This is a genomic window from Nocardia sp. CA-145437 (genome assembly GCF_050956485.1).
GTDB lineage: Bacteria > Actinomycetota > Actinomycetes > Mycobacteriales > Mycobacteriaceae > Nocardia.
The window spans coordinates 1,671,704-1,692,666 of the sequence record NZ_CP191204.1 but is presented as its reverse complement, the minus strand read 5'-3'; the positions used below and the strand labels follow the sequence as shown (position 1 = coordinate 1,692,666).

The window sequence follows — 20,963 nt, the reverse complement described above, 5'->3', positions numbered from 1 at the left end:
CAGGTCCGGCCGATCGGGCCTGGGGAGGACTCCGAGGCCGAGATCGACACCGCACCAGCGCCTCCATTGCCGTAGGCGCTCGGACAACAGGGTTCCGCCAGTGTCCCAGGACCCCTGCCGTTCCGCCGCGCACCCCGCCGACCGACGAAATTCGTTGGCGCCGTGTGCGTCCGGAAACCGGACGTCCGTGATTCAGCACCGTCAGGGACCAAAGTACCAGGGGATATCGTGTTGTTCAGCCTTCTCGGACCGCTCGAGGTCCGGCACCAGAACCAGCCATTGCGACTCGGTGGCGTGAAACAGCGGGCAACCCTCGCGTACCTACTTCTGCATCCCAATACCGTCGTCCCGGCCAGCCGACTGCTGGACGCCCTGTGGCCCACCGAAACCATGCCCACCTCGGCCCGCAAGATCCTGCACAACGCGGTGTGGTCGTTGCGAAATCTGTTCCCGGAGGACAACAGTGGACCGGTCGCGCTGATCCGGCGCCCGCCGGGGTATGTGCTCGAGGTCGACACCGACCTCATCGACCTGCATCGCTTCTATCGCCTGGCCGACAGCGGCCGCGCCGCGGCCGTGGCCGCGGACCTGGACACCGCCGCCGCTCGCCTGACCGAATCGCTGTCGCTGTGGCGCGGTTCACCGCTGTCCGATCTCACCGAGCACGGGGTCGACTGGCCCGAGCTCGCCGCCGCCGCGGACGCCCGGATGTCGGTGTCGGAGGATCTGTTCGAGATCGAGCTGGCACGCGGCAACCACGCCCGGGTGGTGGACGCGCTCAGCGCGCTGGCCGATTCCGGGCAACTGCGGGAACGGTCCTGCGGACAGCTCATGCTGGCGCTCTACCGCGGCCGCCGCCCCTCGGACGCGCTGGCCGTCTACACCGCCTGGCGCAATGCCCTGATCGAGAACTACGGGCTGGAACCGGGTTCGGAGCTGCAGACATTGCAGCAGGCCATCCTGAATCAGAGCCCGTCGCTGCTGCTGCCGGACGCCGAACCCGTGCGGCCCGAGCCGGTGGTGGTGGTCGCCCCGGCCGACCGGGTGACCCGTTCCACGGTGCTGTCGGTCCGGATCGAGGCGGGTGGGGCGGACGCGTCCGAGGACAACCCGACCATGGGCGAACGCTATCTTCCGGCGATCCGGGCGACCGCGGAGTCGTTGGGCGGCACGGTGGTCGGCGTCATCGGCTCCACGGTGATGACGGCCTTCCCGGAGCCGTGCGAGGTGGCCGAGGTGGTGGCCGCCGCGATCCGGCCGCACGAGTGGATCACCGGGGCGCGCACCGAATTCGGGGCGCGCCTGGAGCCGCGATTCCGGGCCGCGGTCGTGACCGGTGACGCCGAAGGCCGTGTCCCCCGGGCGTATTCCGACCTGCGCACCTCGAACCGCTACGCCGACCTGTTCGACGAATGCGACCGGCTGCTGCTCGACGCGCCCACCGGCTCGGTGACCGTCTGCGATCGCACCCGTCGCGAGTCGGAGACCGTGATCCGCTATCGGCAGCGCCCGACCGGGCACTGGTACGCGGCAGGCCTGGAGGCCACGAACGGTTCCGCCGCCGAGACCGATCCGGATGTGCGGATGCTGCTGGGTCTGCGCGAGCGGGTCCAGCAGCGGGCGGCCTCGCACCTGGTGGCGGTGGTGGCTCCGGCCGCGACCAGCGCCCGGCGGGTGGCGCGCGCGTTCCGCTCCACCGTGCGCGCGCAGAGCGATGCCGAGCTGATCCTGTGCGCCCGGTTCGGTGACGGGGATCGGCTCGACACCCATCGCGCCATGCTGGCCGCCGCCTGCGGTTTCCAGGTGGGTGACGCGCCCGCGAGCATCGCGGCGCGGCTGGCCGAGGCGGCGGATCATCCGCTGCGTCCGCCGGTGGCGGCGCGCAAGCTGGCCGAGGCCCTGTACCCGCTCGCCACCGGAACCCCATCCGACGATCCGGCTCGGGTCCGGCAGATGCTCACCGCCTGGACCGAATTGCTGTGCGCCAAAGCGGGTCTGGGTCCGATGACCCTGATCTTCGAGGACGCCCATCTGGCCGACCACGCCAATCTGGACTTCCTCGAGACCCTGCTCGACAGTGCCGAGTGCGCGCCGCTGCTGGTGGTGCTCACCGGTGAGGGTTCGCTGGCGCACGGCCGCTTCGCGCGCATCGCGGGCACCCGCGAGTCCACGCTCATCACCTCCGATCTGCGGCCCGGCCGCCGGCCCGCCCAGCGGCGGCGTCCGGCCGCGCTGCTCACCGCCACCGCCGACCGGCATCCGGCGGCCTTCGCCGCCAGCTGATCCGACCTGCCCTCCGCGGCAACCACACTCGACGAGGAAGTGACCTGATGACCGAATCGCTGTTGATCCGCCCGGACGACGCGCGCTATCGCGGACTGATCTCCGGTTCCAATACCCGATGGGTGGGCACACCCGACTACATCCGCCTGGCCCTGAACACCGAGCAGGTCGTCGAGGCCCTGCAGCAGGCGGTCGACGACGAGCTGCGCGTGGTGGTGCGCAGCGGCGGCCACTGCGACGAGGACTTCACCGCCAATGGCAAGGTGCGGGCCGTCATCGACGTATCCGCCTTGGACGCCGTGTATTTCGACGCGCGGATGGGCGCGTTCTCGGTCGGCGCGGGCGCGACCCTGGGCCGGGTCTATTCGACGCTCTACAAGCGCTGGGGCGTCACGCTGCCCGGCGGCACCTGCCCGACGGTCGGCGCGGGCGGGCATGTGGCCGGCGGCGGTTACGGCGCGCTGTCGCGGCTGCACGGGCTGATCGTCGATCACCTGTACGCCGTGGAGGTGGTGGTGGTCGGCTCCGACGGCCGGGTGCGTCCGGTCGTCGCGACCCGTGAGACCGACGACCCGAACCGCGACCTGTGGTGGGCGCACACCGGCGCGGGCGGCGGCAATTTCGGCATCGTGACCCGGTATTGGTTCCGCTCCCCCGAGGCCGCGGGCGACGACCCGGCGCGCCTGCTGCCCGCCCCGCCCGCCGAGCTCATCGTCTCCGACGTCTCGTGGTCGTGGGACGACCTGGACGAGGCCGGATTCGCGCGCCTGGTCAGCAATTTCGGGGCGTGGCACGAACGCCACTCGGGTCCGGAGTCCGCGCATCTGAGCCTGTACAGCCAGCTCAAGCTCCAGCACCGGTCCGCGGGTTCGTTCCGGATGAGCACCCAGATCGACGCCGACGAGCCCGACGCCGAGCAGACCATGGACGCGTTTCTGGCCGCGATGGCCGAGGGCACGGGCGCGACCTACACGGTCAACGACCGCAGCCGGGTGCCGTGGTTCTACGCGGTGAAGGAGTGGTTCGGCTTCGTGGAGGCCGCGGTGGCGCGCTGGAAGGTGAAGTCCACCTACATGCGCCGGTCGCTGCCCGAGCCGCAGCTGGACGCGCTGTACCGGCAGCTGACCCGCGAGGACTACCCGCACCCGTACGCCATGGTGGCCCTGGTCAGCTACGGCGGCCGGATCAACGCGGTGGAGTCGGGCGCGACCGCGGCGGCGCAACGGGATTCGATCATCAAGATGCTGTACGTGACCCTGTGGACGGATCCGTCGGAGGACGAGCGGCACGATCGCTGGATCCGGGAATGCTATGCCGACGTGTACGCGGCGACCGGTGGCGTGCCGGTGCCGGGTGAGGTGACCGACGGCTGCTTCATCAACTACGCCGACGCCGATCTGGCCGACCCGGCCCTGAACGACTCGGGCGTGCCGTGGCACCGCCTGTACTTCAAGGACAACTACCCGGCCTTGCGGGCCGCGAAGGCGAAATGGGATCCGCGCGAGGTGTTCTCGCACGGTCTGTCCATCCGGGCATGAAAAAAGGTCCCGATGGGCGGCCACGCTGCCGCCCATCGGGACCCCGGGTCAGCGGGACTGACCCCGATGCCGCCACGAGATGGGCGGCTGCTGTGCGGGCGCGGGCAGGGTCCAGGCCGCCGCCCGGACCTCCGCTTTCCGCCGCGCCGGTCGGGTGACGGCGGTCAGGGCCAGGACCAGGGCTACGAGTTCGTCGTCGCCCGGCCGGCCCGATTCCACCGCCAGCACCCCGGTCTCGCCCGCGAGTACCCCCGTCCCGCCGCTCATGCGGGCGGGTTCCCGTGCTTGCGGGCCGGGATGGGCGCGTGTTTGGCGGCGAGCATGGCCAGGCTGTCGATGAGCACGGCCCGGGTGTCGGCGGGGTCGATGACATCGTCGACCAGGCCGCGTTCGGCGGCGTAGTAGGGATGCATCAGCTCCTGCTGGTATTCCTTGATCCGTTGCGCCCGAACCAGATCCGGGTCGGGTGCGGAACCGATCTCGCGCCGGAAGATCACCTGCGCGGCCCCCTCCGCGCCCATGACGGCGACCTCGTTGGAGGGCCAGGCGAAGGACAGGTCCGCGCCGATGGATCGGGAGTCCATGACGATGTACGCGCCGCCGAAAGCCTTGCGCAGGATCACCTGCACCCGCGGGACGGTGGCGTTGCAGTAGGCGTAGAGCAGTTTCGCGCCGTGCCGGATGATGCCCGCGTGTTCCTGGCCGGTGCCGGGCAGGAAGCCGGGCACGTCGACCAGGGTGACGATGGGGATGTTGAACGCGTCGCAGGTCTGCACGAAACGCGCGGCCTTCTCGGAGGCTTCGATGTCGAGCACGCCGGCCAGCACGCAGGGCTGGTTGGCGACGATGCCGACCACCTCGCCGCCGAGGCGGGCGAAGACGCAGAGGATATTGCGGGCCCAGTGCGCGTGCACCTCGAAATACTCTCCGTCGTCGACGATCTCCTCGATGACGGCCCGCATGTCGTAGGCCTGGGTGGAGTCGGCGGGCACCAGGTCGGCGAGCACGTCGTTGCGCCGGTCGGGCGCGTCGCCGGTCTCGACGGCGGGCGGGCGTTCGCGATTGTTGGCGGGCAGCAGCGAGATCAGGTAGCGCACTTCCTCGAGGCACTCTTCCTCGGTGTCGTACACGAATCCCGCGACACCGGAACCGGAGCCGTGCACGTCCGCGCCGCCGAGTTCGTCGTGGGACACCTGCTCGCCGGTGACGGTGCGCACCACATCCGGTCCGGTCACGTACATCTGGGAGATGCCGCGCACCATGAACACGAAGTCGGTGAGCGCGGGCGAGTAGGCCGCGCCGCCCGCGCACGGGCCGAGCATCACGCTGATCTGCGGGATGACGCCGGAGGCGCGGACGTGGCGGCGGAAGATGCCGCCGTATCCGGCCAGCGCGGTGACGCCCTCGTGGATGCGCGCGCCCGCGCCGTCATTGAGGCCGACCAGCGGCGCGCCCGCGGCCTCGGCCAGGTCCATGAGCTTGTGGATCTTCTCCGCGTGCGCCTCGCCGAGTGAGCCGCCGAAGATCCGGAAGTCGTGGCCGTAGGCGAAGACGGTGCGGCCGTGCACCTTTCCCCAGCCGGTGACCACGCCGTCGGTGTGCGGTTTGCGGTCGGCCATGCCGAAGGCGGTGGCCCGGTGCCGGCGCAGCTGGTCGACCTCACGGAAGGTGCCCGGATCGAACAGCAGCTCCAGCCGCTCGCGCACGGTGAGCTTCCCGATCGAGTGCTGCCGTTCGGTGGCGCTCGACGGGATGCCGTGCACGGCTTCGTGTTTGACACCGCGCAATTCCTCGACCCGGGATCGCAGCCGCGCGGGCGCGGTGGTGACGGGCCGTTCGACGAGTTCGGTCATCAGTGCTCACTCCGTTCCGGCGCCGGGAAATGGCCCGACTCGATGAAGAATTGGACGTAGGTGCGGAAGAGGTCGCCCGACACCGGCGGGCACACGATGCCGGTGCCGGTCAGCATGGCCTCGGTCGCGGACACGTCGATGGCCGGGTAGAAGGCCGCGGTGTCGCCGATCATGGCCTCGAAGGCGTCGAGCAGCGGGACCAGGGCGTTGTCGGTGGTGGCGCCGATCTCGGCGAGCCAGTCGGCCCGGTCGCGGTCCTCGATCGAATAGCCCATGGCCCGCAGCCGCTCGACCAGGTCCGGCAGCGCGACCCGAAGCGGGTTGTGCAGGTGGAAGGTTCGCTCGGCGGCGTCCGGGTTCGCCGCCAAAGCGACGATGGCGGCGCTGACGTAGTCGACCGGGGCCAGGTGGAAGTAGCCGTCGCCGACGGGCGGCACGGCCCGCGCCTGGATGATGCCCTTGAGGGTGAGCCAGACGAAGTCGCGGGTCTGGCAGGCGCCGTGGCGCTGGTCGCCGGAGATCACGTCGACGCGGTACACCGAGACCGGCAGGCCGCGGTCGCGGGCCAGTCCGATGTTCTGCTCGGCCACCCATTTGGTGCGCAGGTAGCCGCTGGGCAGCACCTCGGGCGGACCGGTCGGGTCGTCCACGGCCAGCGGCGCGCCGTCCGCGGGTGCGCCCGGGAAGACGCCGACGGTGGAGACGTAGTGCACCGGGACTGTCCGGTGGCGGGCGGCCAGGCGCAGGATCTCCTCGGTGCCACCGACATTGGCGTCACGCAGCAGCGGGTAGGGCTGGAGCCAGTGCACGGTCGCCCCCGCGTGGAACACCACGTCGACCAGCTTCGCGAGATCGTCGAAGTCGTGCTCGGACAACCCGAGTCGCGGGGCCGCGAGATCGCCGACGATGACGCGAACCCGGTTCAGGTCCACCTCGCCCGACACCCGGTAGAACTCCAGGTTGGCGATCAGCCGCGCGGTCGCGGCGGCCTCGTCCGCGCCGCGGATCACGCAGTGCACCACGGCCTCGGTGGTTCTCATGAGGTCGCGCAGCATGAACGCGCCGAGGAATCCCGAAGCGCCGGTGAGCAATACGTGATCGGGATCGGTGGCGACCCGGACGACGGTGTCCGCGGGGCGGATGTCGTCGGCCAGGCGCACTTCGGCGGCGAAGTCGATGGCCCCGGCCGCACCGTCGCCGGATTCGGCGAGGATGAACGCCGCGAGCGCCTCGGGGGTCGGGTGATCGTAGGCGACGGTGGCGGGCAGCCGGGTCCCGAACGCGGCCTGCAGCCGGTTGCGGAATTCGACGGTGGCCAGCGAGTCGAAGCCCGCTTCGCTGAATTCCCGTGTGCTGTCGAGTGCTTCGGCGCCCTGGTGGCCGAGGACGGCGGCGGCTTCGCGCAGCACGAGGTCGAGCACCAGGGCGTGCTGTTCGGCCGGGGTGCGGCCGCGCAGCAGTTCGGTGATCGAGACGGCGGCCTCGGCATTGCCCGCCACCGCGCGCTGGGTGGGCAGCAGGCCCGAGAGCAGCCGGGTCGGCCGGGCCCGGATGGCGGACAGTTCCAGCGGGGTGGCCACGACCAGGGTCCGTTCCGATCCGGCGGCCGCGTCGAGCAGGGCCAGCCCGGATTCGGCGGGCAGGGCCGGGAAGCCGCCGCGCGCGATGCGCTGTTTGTCGGCGTCGTCGAGGTGGCCGCTGATGCCGCCCTCCTGCTCCCACAGGCCCCAGGCGATGGAGGTGGCGGGCAGGCCGCGTCCGGCGCGGTGGGCGGCGAGCGCGTCGAGGAAGACGTTGGCCGCGGCGTAGTTGCCCTGGCCCGGGCCGCCGATGATCCCGGCCACCGAGGAGAACAGCACGAACGCGGTGAGTTCACGGTCGAGGGTGAGTTCGTGCAGCAGCCAGGCGGCGTCGGCCTTCGGGCGCAGGACCGCGGCCAGGCGGTCCGGGTCGAGGTCGCGCAGCAGTCCGTCGTCGGTGGCGCCCGCGGTGTGGACGATCGCGGTCACCGGGTGTGCGGCGAGCACGGCGGCCAGGGCGTCGCGGTCGGCGGCGTCGCACGCGACTATGTCGACCTGTGCGCCGGCCGCCGTCAGTTCGGCCCGGAGCGCTTCCGCCCCCGGGCTTTCCAGGCCGCGACGGCTGAGCAGCACCAGGCGCCCGACCCCGCGGTCGGTGACCAGGTGGCGGGCCAGCATGGCGCCCAGCGAGCCGGTACCACCGGTGATCAGCACGCACTCCCCCGCCCAGCGGGCCGGGGCGGGCAGGGCGACGCGGTGCAGTCGCGGCACGAAGACGCGGCCTTCGCGAATCACGACCTGGGGTTCCCCGGCCGTGACGACCGCGGACAGGGCGGCGGTCGAGGCCGGGTCGTCGTCGATGTCGGCCAGCACGATGCGGCCGGGCAGCTCCGACTGGGCCGAGCGCAGCAGACCCCATACACTCGCGGCGGCGACGTCGGTGGCCCCGGAGCCCATGGCCCGCTCGGTCACCACGACCAGCGGTGCGGCGGTGCGGTCCTCGACGGCGATCCAGCGCTGCACGAGAGTCAACGCACGCCGGGAGAGTTCGTGCGCGCCGAGGATCGGGTCGCCGGTCGGCGCGGCGCCGATCGGGGCCAGGATGGCGTCGACCGGCTTGTCCGCGGTGGCGGCCTCGGCCAAGTCCGTGAACAGGGTGGTCTCCCCCACCTCGGGGAGTTGCTCGGTGCCGGAGACCGCACCCCAGCGGATGGCGCGACCGCTGACGGCGGCGGGCATCCAGTCGACGGTGAACGCCATCTCGTCGATATCCGGCCGCGCCGCAATCGATTCCACCGGCGTGGTCACCGCGCGCAGGGTGGCGACGGCCACGCCCGCCCGGTCGGCGAGCAGCAGCGTGGTCGAGCCGTCGCCGCCGGTGCGAGCCAGCACCCGCAGGGCCGTCGCACCGGTGGAGAACAGCCGGACGTCCCGCAGTTCCCGCACGGTTCCGGGGGCGACAGCGGCCAGCGCGGCGTGCACCAGCACCGGGTGCACGCCGAAAGCGGCTGCCTCGGCCGCGAATTCGTCCGGCAGCGCGACCTCGGCGTGGCTCTCGTCGTCGGCCGCCGCCGGCGGCCACTCCGCGAGTTCGAAATCCGGTGCGCCGATGCGCAATCGGGCGGTGCCGCGGGCGTGCAGGGTCCACGGTCCCGAGGATCCCGAGGCCCGGGAGTGGATCGACACCGTGCGGTCGCCGCTGTCCAGCAGGCCGCCGACCCGGGCCTGGATGTGCAGGTCGGCCCCGGCGGGCATGGTCAGCGGGGTGCGAACGGCCAAGGCGGACAGTTCGGTGCAGCCGAGTTCGTCCGCGGCGCGGGTGGCGAGTTCCACCAGGACGGCGGCGGGGACGGGCGCGCCCGGTTCGATCCAGCGCTGCCGGCGGGACAGGCGGCCGGTGGCGACCACACCGTCGGCGGCGCTGTCGGCCAGGTCGACCGCCACCTCGAGGACGGGGTGGCCGAGGGCGGACCCGGTGCCGACGGCCCCGATGGCGGTGTCGCCCGCCCAGTGCCGAGAGCGCTGGAAGGCGTAGGTGGGCAGGCTGATTCGACGCGCGCCGGTGCCCGCGAACACCTGTTCCCAGTCGACCCGCACGCCATTGGCGTGCAGGGCGGCGACGGCGGCGAGGGCGGACTCGTCGTCCTCGGCGGTGCGGCGCAGCACCGGGATCGAGATGTGCGGGCGGTCCTGGAGGGTTTCGTCGACCAGTGCGCTGAGGATGGCGTCGGGCCCGATCTCCACGAACTTGGTCACCCCGGCCGCGGCCAGGGCGGCGACGCCCTCGGAGAACCGGACGGTGCCGCGAATGTGGCGTGGCCAGTATGCGGGATCGGCGTGGTCGCCGGGGGCTGCGAGCGCGCCGGTCACGTTGGACACGATGGGCATGCGGGCGGGCCGGAAGGTGAGTCCGCGGGCCACCGCCTCGAACTCGTCGAGGATCGGGTCCATGTGGTGGGAGTGGAAGGCGTGGCTGACGGCCAGGCGGCGGGAGCGGATCCCGCGCTGTCCCAGGGTTTCCGCGATGGCCTCCAGGTCCTCGGCCGAGCCGGCGAGCACCACCGAGGCGGGTCCGTTGACGCCGGCGAGGCTCACCCGGTCGGAGAGCTGGTCGCGCACGGCGTCCTCGCCCGCGCGCACCGCGAGCATCGCCCCGCGCGGCAGCGAGTTCATGAGGCGGGCCCGCGCGGCGACCAGGGTGGCGGCGTCGGCCAGCGACAACACGCCCGCCTGCTGGGCGGCGACGAGTTCGCCGACCGAGTGGCCGGTGAGGTAGTCGGCGCGAATGCCCCAGGACGCCACCAGCTTCGCCAGCGCGTATTCGACGGCGAAGAGGGCGGGCTGGGTGACGGCGGTTTCGTCGAGCCGCTCGCCCGAGGTGATCTCGTCGCGCAGCGGTCGATCCAGCAGCGGGTCCAGGTGGCCGCAGACCTCGTCGAACGCGGCGGCGAAGGCCGGGAAGGCGTCGTGGAGGCGCAGGCCCATGCCGGGGCGCTGGGCGCCCTGACCGGTGAAGACGAAGGCGGTCTTGCCGGTCCGGGTGGAGGTCGGGTCGGCGGTCAGTCCGGCGAGCAGTGCCGCGCGGTCACGGCCGACGGCGACGGTCCGGTACTCCAGCTGGGTGCGGGCGGTCGCGAGCGAGTACGCGATGTCCAGGTCCCGAACGTCGGTGTCGGCGGCGAATTCCGCCAGCGCGGCCGCCTGCGCCCGGGCCGCGGCCGCGGACTTGCCGGACACCGGCCAGGGCAGTGCGGGCAGCCGAACGGGCTGCGGCGCGGCGGATTCCGAGGATTCCACCGCATCCGGCCGCGATTCCGGCGCTTCCGGCGCGGGAGCCTGTTCGATGACGATGTGGGCGTTGGTGCCGCTGACGCCGAACGAGGACACCGCGGCCCGGCGCGGAGCCCCGGTCTCGGGCCAGGGCTGGGCTTCGTTCAGCAGGCGCACCGTGCCCGACGACCAATCCACATCCGGGTTGGGCGTCTCCGAGTGCAGGGTCTTGGGCAGCACGCCGTGGCGGATGGCCTCGATCATCTTGATGACGCCGCCGACGCCCGCCGCCGCGACCGTGTGCCCGATATTGGATTTCATCGATCCCAGCCACAGCGGCCGCGCCGCGGTGCGTTCCCTGCCATAGGTGGCCAGCAGCGCCTGGGCCTCGATCGGGTCGCCCAGCCGGGTGCCGGTGCCGTGGCCCTCGACGGCGTCCACCTCGGCGGCGGAGAGTCCGGCGTCGGCCAGGGCCGCGCGGATCACGCGTTCCTGGGAGGGGCCGTTGGGCGCGGTGAGCCCGTTGGACGCGCCGTCCTGGTTGACCGCGGAGCCGCGCAGGACGGCGAGCACCTCGCGGCCGGAGGCGACGGCGTCCGAGAGGCGTTGCAGTGCGAGCAGACCCACGCCCTCCGACCAGCCGGTGCCGTCCGCGCCCGCGCCGTAGGACTTGCAGCGGCCGTCGGCGGACAGGCCGCGCTGCCGCGAGAATTCGATGTAGCCGCCGGGGTGTCCGTAGACGGTGACGCCACCGGCCACCGCGAGGTCGCATTCGCCGCGGCGCAGCGCCTGCGCCGCGAGGTGCACGGCGACCAGCGAGGACGAGCACGCGGTGTCGACGGTGAGGGCGGGGCCCTCGAACCCGAAGGTGTAGGCGAGCCGTCCCGAGACCACGCTGCCCAGTCGCCCGGTCATGGCGTAGCCCTCGAGGTCGGGCGGCGCGGCCAGGTCGAGGTAGCTCTGCTCGCCGGCGCCGACGAAGACGCCGGTGCCGCTGCCGCGCAGCGACATCGGATCGATGCCCGCGGATTCGAAGAGTTCCCAGGCGGTTTCGAGCACGACCCGCTGCTGGGGGTCCATGCCGAGGGCCTCGCGCGGGGAGATGCCGAACAGCCCGGCGTCGAAATCGGTGGCGTGATCGATGAATCCGCCGTGGCGGGTGGTCGAGGTGCCGATGTGCTCGGGGTCGGGATCGTAGAGGGCCGCGACGTCCCAGCCGCGGTCGGCGGGCCATTCGGTGATGGCGTCGGTGCCGGTGTCGACCAGGTCCCACAGCTGGGCGGCGGAGTTCACGCCGCCCGGGTAGCGGCAGGCCTGAGCCACGACCGCGATGGGTTCGGCCGACGCCGATTCGAGTTCGGTGATGCGGCCCTTGGCCTTGGTGAGTTCGGCTGTGGCCCAGCGCAGGTACTCGACCAGTTTCTTGTCTTCAGGCATTGCCGGTGTCCTCTTTCAGCCCAGCTCGTGGTCGGAAATGCGGCCGAGTTCGCCGTCGATGAAGCTCAGGAGTTCCTCGGCCGAGGCGGTGGCGAGGTGTGCGTCGACGGCCTCGGCCGCGGGGCTCTCGGTGGCCGGGTTCGCCGCCCACCGGCCGGCCAGCTCGCGCAGCCGCTCGGCGATCCGGCCGCGGTCGGCCGCGCCGAGGTCGTCGGCGACGCGTTCCCAGCGGTCCAGCTCGGCCCACAGCACGTCGGCGGGGGCGGGCGGGCGCAGGGCGTCGAGGACGAACGCGGCCAGGTCGGCGGGGGTGGGCCGGTCGAAGACCGCGGTGGCGGGCACCGTGGTTCCGGTCGCCAGGGAGAGGCGGTTGCGCAGCTGCACCGCGGTCATGGAGTCCATGCCGAGTTCCTGGAACGGGCGGTCGGCCTCGATGCTCAGGGGGTCCGTGATGCCGAGCACCGCGGCCAGCTGAGCACGAACCGTGTCCACCACGGCGTCGAGCTGCTGGGTCTCGTCGAGATCGGCGAGCCGGGCCCGCAGCACCTCGGCGGTGTCGGCCGTGACGGCGGCCGGGCGAACCGGCGCGGATCGCCCGGTGTCGCCCGGGGTTTCGCTGTCGATGCCGAGTTCGAGGGTCCGGAACTCGACGGCCTCGGCGCTGAACACCGGGTTCCCGGCCGGATCGGTCAGATACGCGGTGACCACGTCTCCGTCCACCGGTCGCACGTGGGCCCGGACGGCGTCCGCGCCCGTGGCGTACAGGCGCACGTTCCGCCAGATGACCGGTGCCAGCAGCGAATCCGTGCCGAGGGTGCTCGGCAGAGCCGCGTCCAGCAGTTGCGGGTGCAGGGCGAATCCGGTGGCCTGGATGGCCGATTCGGCGGGCAGGTGGTGCTCGGCGGGCTGGTCGGCCGACACCGGGGTGCCCGGATCGCCGCCGCGGGCGAGGGCGCCGGTGGCGATGGCGGTCCAGGCGCCGCCCGCGGACCTGGCCCGGATTCCGGCGGTGCGGCGGCCGGTGTCGTCGGCGGCGCCGATGACCACGTGCAGCTGGGCCTCCTGGCCCGCGGGGACGGTGAGCGGCCGGGTCAGTTCCAGCTGCTCGAGGTGGTCCGCGCCGACTTCGTCGCCGGCCCGCAGCAGGAGGTCGACGAGGACGGCGGGCGGGACCAGGGTGGTCGCGGGTGTGGTGTGGGCGGCCAGCCAGGGCAGCGCGTTCGGGTTCAGGACGCCGGTGAGCAGCACGCTGTCGGCGTCGGGCAGGTGCAGCACGCCGGTCAGCACGGGGTGCTCGATCGGGTCGAAACCCGAGGCGGCGGTGGAGGCGGTCGGGTGCAGCCAGTACCGGTCGCGCTGGAACGCGTAGGTGGGCAGCGCGACCCGGCGCGCGCCGGTCCCGGTGAAGAACGCCTCCCAGTCGACGGTCGCGCCGAGGGAGTGCAGTTGCGCCACACCGGCGATGAGGGTGCGGGCCTCCTCGGTGCCGCGGCGTTGCAGGGCGATGGCGGCGGTGTCGGTGACCTGGTCGGCCAGCGGCGTGAGCACCGCGTCGGGTCCGACCTCGGCCAGCACGGTGACGTCGAGGGCGGCCAGAGTGGTTGCGGCATCCGCGAACCGGACCGGCCGGCGAATCTGGTCGACCCAGTACCGCGCGGTGGTGGGTTCGGCGATCCGACCGGTGACGGTCGAGACGAACGGGATGGCCGGTGCGGAGTAGGTGACCGATTCCGCGACGGCACGGAATTCGTCGAGCATGGGGTCCATCAGGGCCGAGTGGAAGGCGTGGCTCACGGTCAACCGCTTATGGCGGCAGTCCAACTGGGTCACGACCGCCAGCACCGCCTCCTCCGGACCCGACAGCACCACCGACTCCGGACCGTTCACCGCAGCGATCGACACCAGATCGCCCAACAGCGGCAGCACCGTCGCCTCCGACACCGAAACAGCGACCATCGCACCACCCGCCGGCAGCGCCTGCATCAACGCGCCACGAGCCGCCACCAAACGCGCGGCGTCGGCCAACGACAGCACACCGGCCACGTGCGCGGCCGCGAACTCACCCACCGAATGCCCGGCGACGTAGTCGCAGCGAATCCCCCAGTGCGCCAGCAGTCGCGCCAAGGCGACTTCGACGGCGAACAGCGCGGGCTGGGCCATCCCGGTGCCGTCGAGACCGTCACCGGTGGTGATCAGCTCGCGCACCGACCGGCCCAGTAGCGGGTCGAGGTGCGCGGCGGCCTCGTCGAACGCGGCGGCGAAGACCGGGAAGTGTTCGTACAGGCTCATTCCCATACCGAGGCGCTGTGCGCCCTGACCGGTGAAGACGAAGGCGATGCCGCCCGATCGCGCGGTGACCGGCGGCGCGTCGGCGAGCGCGGCGACCAGTTCCCCGGTGTCGCCGCCGACCACGGCGGCCCGGTGTTCGAAGGGGGTGCGCGCGGTGGCGAGCGAGTACGCGATATCCAGTTCCCGCACGGTCGAATTCGCGAGGAATTCCCGCAGCCGGGCCGCCTGGGCGTCGACCGCGGCCGGGGTGCGACCGGAGATCAGCCACGGCACCGCCGGCAGTTCCAGCGAGACCGTCTGCGGCTCGGCCGTTTCCGGCTCCGGGGCCTGTTCGACGATGACGTGCGCGTTGGTGCCGCCGAAGCCGAACGACGACACACCGGCCCGGCGCGGCTGCCCGGTCTCGGGCCAGTCCCGTACCTCGTTCAGCAGTTCCACGGACCCGGCCGACCAATCCACCTCGGGCGACGGGGTTTCCGCGTGCAGGGTGCGCGGCAGCACGCCCCGGCGCATGGCCTGGATCATCTTGATCACGCCGCCCACGCCCGCGGCGGCCTGCGAGTGCCCGACGTTGGACTTGAGCGAGCCCAGCAGCAGGGGACGGTCGCCCGCCCGGTCGCTGCCGTAGGTGGCGAGCAGGGCCTGGGCCTCGATGGGGTCGCCGAGGCGGGTGCCGGTGCCGTGGCCCTCGACCGCGTCGACCTCGGAGGCGAGCAGGGCGGCGTCGGCGAGCGCGTCGCGGATGACGCGTTCCTGGGACGGGCCGTTGGGCGCGGTCAGCCCGTTGGACGCGCCGTCCTGGTTGACGGCCGAGCCGCGCAGCACGGCCAGCACCTCGCGGCCCTCGCGGCGCGCGTCGGAGAGTCGTTGCAGCGCGAGCAGTCCCGCGCCTTCGGACCAGCCGGTGCCGTCGGCGCCCGCGCCGAAGGATCGGCACCGGCCGTCCACCGACAGGCCGCGCAGGCGGGAGAACTCCACGAACGCCTGCGGCGTGGACATGACGGTCACGCCGCCGGCCAAAGCCAGGTCGCATTCGCCGCGACGCAGGGATTGCGCCGCCAGGTGCAGCGCCACCAGGGACGACGAGCAGGCCGTGTCGACCGAGATCGCGGGTCCTTCGAGGCCCAGCGAGTAGGCCAGGCGGCCCACCGCGATGCTGCCCGCGCTGCCGGCGAACAGGTAGCCCTCGTGTTCGCCGCCGACGCCGGGGCGCGCGCCGTAGTCGGAGTACATCACCCCCGCGAACACGCCGGTCCGTGAGCCGCGCAGGCTGCGGGGCACGATGCCCGCGGATTCCAGGGCTTCCCAGCCGGTTTCGAGCAGCAGGCGCTGCTGCGGGTCGACGGCCAGGGCCTCCCGCGGGGACAGTCCGAAGAAGCCCGCGTCGAACAGGTCCGCGTCCATCAGGAATCCGCCGCCGCGGCTGTAGGACCGTCCGGCCTGTTCGGCGTCGCTGTCGAACAGCGAGCCCAGGTCCCAGCCGCGGTTGGTCGGGAATTCCGAGACCGCGTCGACGCCGTGGAACACGAGGTCCCACAACTGGTCCGGATCGGTGACGCCGCCGGGGTAGCGGCAACCGACGCCGACGATGGCGATCGGTTCGTCGTCCCGGGCGGTCACCGTGGCCGTCGCCACGCCCTGCGGCCGCGCGCCGACCAGCGCATCGGACAGCCGCTCCGACAGGCTCACGGGCGTCGGGTAGTCGAAGACCAGGGTGGCGGGCAGGCGCACGCCGGTGGCCTCGGCCAGCCGGTTGCGCAGTTCGACCGCGGTCAGCGAATCGAACCCGAGATCCTGGAAGGACCGGTCCGCGCCGACGGCGCTGGAGCCCGAATGCCCCAGGACCGCGGCGGCATTGGTGCGGACCAGATCCAGCAGGGCCGCGGCGCGCTCGGTCTCGGACAGCGGGGCCAGGCGGGCGGCGAATCCGTCGCGCGGAGCCTTGCGGGCGCGGGTCGCGGGGGCCAGGCGGCGGAACATCGCCGGGATGTCGCCGGAGGACCGCAGGGCGGCGGTGTCGAGGCCGGTGACCGCGAGCAGCGGGACGTCGAGGGCCGTGGCCACATCGAAGGCGTGCAGCCCGGCCGCGGTCGGCAGCGGCAGGACGCCGAGGCGGCGGATGCGCTCGCGGTCGACGGCGCTCATCTCGTCGGTGATGCCGCTGGCCTGCTCCCACAGGCCGTACGCGATGGACACCGCGGGCAGTCCGAGCGAGCGGCGGTGCTCGGCGAGCGCGTCGAGGAAGGTGTTGGCGGCGGCGTAATTCGCCTGACCGGCCGTGCCGACCAGGCCCGCCAGCGACGAGAACAGCACGAACGCACCGAGTTCCAGATCGCGGGTGGCCTGGTGCAGCGCCCAGGCCGCGTCGACCTTGGGCCGCAGCACGCTGGTGACCTGGTCGGGGGTCAGCGATTCCACGATGCCGTCGGCGAGTACGCCCGCGGTGTGCACGACCGCGTGCACCGGGTGCGCGGCGATGACGGCGGCCAGCTCGGCCGGATCGGTGACGTCGCAGGCGAGGACCGTGACTTCCGCTCCGCGCTCGGTCAATTCGGTCCGCAGGTCGGTCGCGCCGGGCGCGTCGAGACCGCGGCGGCTCAGCAGCAGCAGCGAGCGGGTGCCGTGGGTGTCGACCAGGTGCCGGGCGAGGGCCGCGCCGAGAGTGCCGGTGCCGCCGGTGATCAGCACCATGCCCCGCGTCCACGGATCGGTGTCGACGGTGGCGGAGCGGGCGCGGATCAGGCGCGGGACATGCAGGGCCCCACCGCGAATCGACACCTGCGGCTCACCGCTCGCGATGGCGGCGTCGAGGGCGTCCCACGCACCGGCGTCGGTGCCGACGTCGATGAGCGTGAACCGCTCCGGGTGTTCGGTCTGGGCCGCGCGGACCAGGCCCCAGGCTCCGGTCTGCGGCAGGTTCGCCGCGGAAGGACCGGCCGCGGACTCGGTGAGGAATACCAGCCGGGAATTCGCGAACCGCTCGTCGACGATGGCGGTGCGCACGACCGCGAGGGCGCGGTGGACGACATCGTGTGTGGCGGAAGGGATCTCCGCGTCCTGCTCGGCGGCGGGCAGCCTGACCACGACCACGGCGGGCGTGCCGGTGACCTCGTCCAGCTCGGCGTACCGGGTCTGCACGCCCGGCACCTCGCCGACCGCCACCCACCCGCTGCGATCGGATGCCGCTGCAGGAGTGGGTATTTCGCTCCACTCCAGCTCGAACAGCGTCTGGTCCGCACCGGCCGCGGCCTGCGGGCGCAGGGCCAGCGCTGCCACGGCGATCAGGGTCGCCCCGGATCCGTCGGCGATGAGCATGTCGACCGCGTCACGCCCGGCCGGGGCGATCCGGACCCGCAGCGCCGTCGCCGGGAATTCGGGGATCGCGACCCCGGACCACGAGAACGGCAGCAGCGCGGGCCGATCGGTGTCGGAGATGCCCGGGACCAGGGCGTGCGCCGCGGCGTCGAGCAGGGCGGGGTGCACGGTGAACCGGTCGGCCCCGGCGGCGTACTCGTCGTCGAGGGCGAGTTCGGCGAACAGGTCCTCGCCGCGTCGCCACAGCTTGCGCAAGCCGTTGAACACCGGGCCGTACTCGTAGCCGTGGTCGGCCGCGCGGTCGTAGGCCCCGGTGAGGTCGACTTCCTGCGCGCCGCGCGGGGGCCACTCGCCGATCACGCCGAGGTCGGTGCTCGCGTCGGCCCCGCCCAGCAGGCCGGTGGCGTGCAATCGCCAGTCCTGGCCGCCTGCCACGCGGGAGCGGATCTCCACCTGTCGCTTGCCGTGGTCGTCGGCGGCGGCGATGCTGACCCGGATCGTCACCGGCTGATCGGTGAGTTCCAGGGGCGCGGCGATGGTGAATTCCTCGACCCGGGAGAGTTCTTCGGCGGCTTCGGCGGCGGCCCGGAAGGCCAACTCGAGCAGCAGGGTGCCAGGGACGATGGTGGCGCCGTCGATGCTGTGTTGGGTCAGCCAGGGCTGGGTATTGGGGTCGAGCACACCGGTGAGCAGCGTGCCGTCGATGTCGGACAGGTGCAGCACGCCGGTGAGGATCGGGTGGTCGATCGGGTCGAAACCCGAGGCGGCCGAGGCCGTATTGGGGTGCAGCCAGTACCGCTCGCGCTGGAACGCGTAGGTGGGCAGCGTGACCCGGCGGGCGCCGGTGCCGGCGAAGAACGCCTCCCAGTCGATGCCGATGCCGTGTGTGTGCAGGCTCGCGAGGCCGCGGACGAGGGTGTCGGCTTCGGCGCTGTCGCGGCGCTGCAGCGCGATCGCGGGGGTGTCGGTGACGGCTTCCAGCAGCGGGGTGAGGACGGCGTCGGGCCCGATCTCCGCGATGGCGTCGACGCCGAGTCCGGCGAGCGTCTTCGCGGCGTCGGCGAAGCGGACGGCCCCGCGCACCTGGTCCACCCAGTAGTCCGCGCCCGCCGGCTCGGCGACCTGGCCGGTGAGGGTGGAGACGAACGGGATGGTGGACGGCGAGTAGGTGATGGTCTCGGCGGCCGCGCGGAACTGCTCGAGCATGGGGTCCATCAGGGCCGAGTGGAAGGCGTGGCTCACGGTCAACCGCTTGTGACGGCAGACCAACAGGGCCACGACCGCCAGCACCGCCTCCTCCGGACCCGACAGCACCACCGACTCCGGACCGTTCACCGCAGCGATCGACACCAGATCGCCCAACAGCGGCAGCACCGTCGCCTCCGACACCGAAACAGCGACCATCGCACCACCCGCCGCCAGCGCCTGCATCAACGCGCCACGAGCCGCCACCAAACGCGCCGCGTCGGCCAACGACAGCACACCGGCCACATGCGCGGCCGCGAACTCACCCACCGAATGGCCCGCCACCGCACGAACATTCACGCCCCAGGAGCGCAACAGCCGCCACTGGGCGACCTCGACGGCGAACAGCGCGGGCTGGGCCATCCCGGTGCCGTCGAGACCGTCACCGCTGGTGATCAGCTCCCGCAGCGAGCGGCCGAGCAGCGGATCCAGCAGGGCCGCGATCTCGTCCAGGGCCTCGGCGTAGACCGGGAAACGGGCCGCCAGCTCCGCGCCCATGCCGATTCGCTGCGCGCCCTGACCGGTGAACACCACGCCCAGCCCGCCCTCACCGGCGACGATGGGCGCGGTGTCGGCGGCGTCCGCGCCGGGCCACAACACGGTGCGGTGCTCGAAGGCGGTGCGCGCGGTGGCCAGCGAGTAGGCGATATCCAGCGCACCGGCGGGCGAACCCGCCACGTACTCACGCAGTCTGGCGGTCTGCGCGGCGACGGCCTCCGGCGTCCGGCCCGAGACGAGCCACGGCACCACGGGCAGTTCCACCGTGATCGGCTGCGGCTCAGCGGTTTCCGGCGCCGGAGCCTGTTCGACGATCACGTGGGCGTTGGTGCCGCCGAACCCGAACGACGACACACCGGCCCGGCGCGGCTGCCCGGTCTCGGGCCAGTCCCGGGGCTCCACGAGCAGCTCCACCGCCCCCGAGGACCAATCCACCTCGGGGGTCGGGGTTTCCGCGTGCAGGGTGCGGGGCAGCACGCCGTGCCGCATGGCCTCGATCATCTTGATCACGCCGCCCACGCCCGCGGCGGCCTGGGAGTGCCCGAAGTTGGATTTCAGCGAGCCGAGCAGCAGCGGCTGCCGGGCGGCCCGATCGCTGCCGTAGGTGGCCAGCAGGGCCCGCGCCTCGATCGGGTCGCCGAGCCGGGTGCCGGTGCCGTGGCCCTCGACCGCGTCGACCTCACTCGCGGACAGCCGGCTGTCGGCCAGGGCCGCCCGGATGACCCGCTCCTGCGCGGGGCCGGACGGCGCGGTCAGGCCGTTGGAAGCGCCGTCCTGATTGATCGCGCTGCCGCGGATAACGGCCAGCACCTCCCGGCCCGCCGCCACTGCGTCCGACAAGCGTTGCAGCACAAGCAAACCAGCGCCCTCGGCCCAGCCGGTCCCATCGGCGCCGGCGCCGTAGGAGCGGCAGCGGCCGTCCTCCGACAGACCGCGCAGACGCGAGAACTCCACGAACGCCTGCGGTGTCGACATCACCGTCACGCCACCGGCCAGCGCCAGGTCGCATTCCCCGCGCCGCAGGGACTGCGCCGCCAGGTGCAGCGCCACCAGCGAGGACGAGCACGCGGTGTCGACCGAGATCGCCGGACCCTCCAGGCCCAGCAGGTACGCCAGCCGGCCCACCGCGATACTGCCCGCGCTGCCGGCGAACAGATACCCCTCGAACTCCCCGCCCACACCCGGCCGCGCGCCGTAGTCGGAGTACATGAGCCCGGCGAACACACCGGTCTGGGTGCCGCGTAGCGCACGCGGCACCAGCCCCGCCGATTCCAGGGCCTCCCAGCCGGTTTCGAGCAGCAGGCGCTGCTGCGGGTCCATGGCCAGCGCCTCACGCGGGGACAGTCCGAAGAAGCCCGCGTCGAACTGGTCCGCGTCGAGCAGGAATCCGCCGCCGCGGCTGTAGGACCGGCCGGCCTGCGCGGCGTCGCTGTCGAACAGCGAGCCCAGGTCCCAGCCGCGGTTGGTCGGGAATTCCGAGACCGCGTCCGCGCCCCGGGTGACCAGGTCCCACAGTCCCGCCGGGTTCACGACCCCGCCCGGGTAGCGACATCCCAGTCCCACGACGGCGATCGGCTCGCGCATCGATTCCTCGACGGCGGCCAGCTGCTTGCGGGCCTGGTGGGAATCCGCGATCGCACGCTTGAGGTATTCGCGCAGCTTCGCCTGGTCGGACATCGGCCGTCGCCTTTCGGTTGAGGTCGGAAGAGGAAGGG

General features: G+C 72.6%; 6 protein-coding genes. 2 read left to right on the top strand and 4 right to left on the bottom strand.

What is annotated here, in order from left to right:
• Nucleotides 1-228: 228 nt before the first annotated feature.
• Both ACQPYY_RS07335 and ACQPYY_RS07330 read left to right on the top strand, forming a co-directional pair.
• Entirely contained in the window at nucleotides 229-2,283 is a 2,055-nt protein-coding gene (locus tag ACQPYY_RS07335; protein ID WP_433593189.1) for an AfsR/SARP family transcriptional regulator, read from the top strand.
• Nucleotides 2,284-2,330: 47 nt separating this feature from the next.
• A complete protein-coding gene (locus ACQPYY_RS07330; protein WP_433593188.1) occupies nucleotides 2,331-3,821 on the top strand; it encodes an FAD-binding oxidoreductase in 1,491 nt (496 codons plus the stop codon).
• 48 nt (nucleotides 3,822-3,869) lie between these two features.
• Here the strand turns inward: ACQPYY_RS07330 and ACQPYY_RS07325 are convergent, their stop codons facing one another.
• The 4 genes from ACQPYY_RS07325 to ACQPYY_RS07310 are packed head-to-tail and all read right to left on the bottom strand — an operon-like array spanning nucleotide 3,870 to nucleotide 20,925.
• Complete coding sequence (locus ACQPYY_RS07325; protein WP_433593187.1) at nucleotides 3,870-4,088, bottom strand: hypothetical protein; 219 nt, start codon at nucleotides 4,086-4,088, stop codon at nucleotides 3,870-3,872.
• Nucleotides 4,085-5,674, bottom strand: a complete 1,590-nt coding sequence (locus tag ACQPYY_RS07320; RefSeq protein ID WP_433593186.1) for an acyl-CoA carboxylase subunit beta — start codon at nucleotides 5,672-5,674, stop codon at nucleotides 4,085-4,087. The genes ACQPYY_RS07325 and ACQPYY_RS07320 overlap by 4 nt, the downstream gene beginning before the upstream one ends.
• Entirely contained in the window at nucleotides 5,674-11,901 is a 6,228-nt protein-coding gene (locus ACQPYY_RS07315) for a type I polyketide synthase (protein WP_433593185.1), read from the bottom strand. The genes ACQPYY_RS07320 and ACQPYY_RS07315 overlap by 1 nt, the downstream gene beginning before the upstream one ends.
• A gap of 15 nt (nucleotides 11,902-11,916) precedes the next feature.
• Nucleotides 11,917-20,925 (bottom strand): type I polyketide synthase, encoded by a 9,009-nt coding sequence (locus ACQPYY_RS07310; RefSeq protein ID WP_433593184.1) that lies wholly within the window; start codon nucleotides 20,923-20,925, stop codon nucleotides 11,917-11,919.
• Nucleotides 20,926-20,963 lie beyond the last annotated feature (38 nt).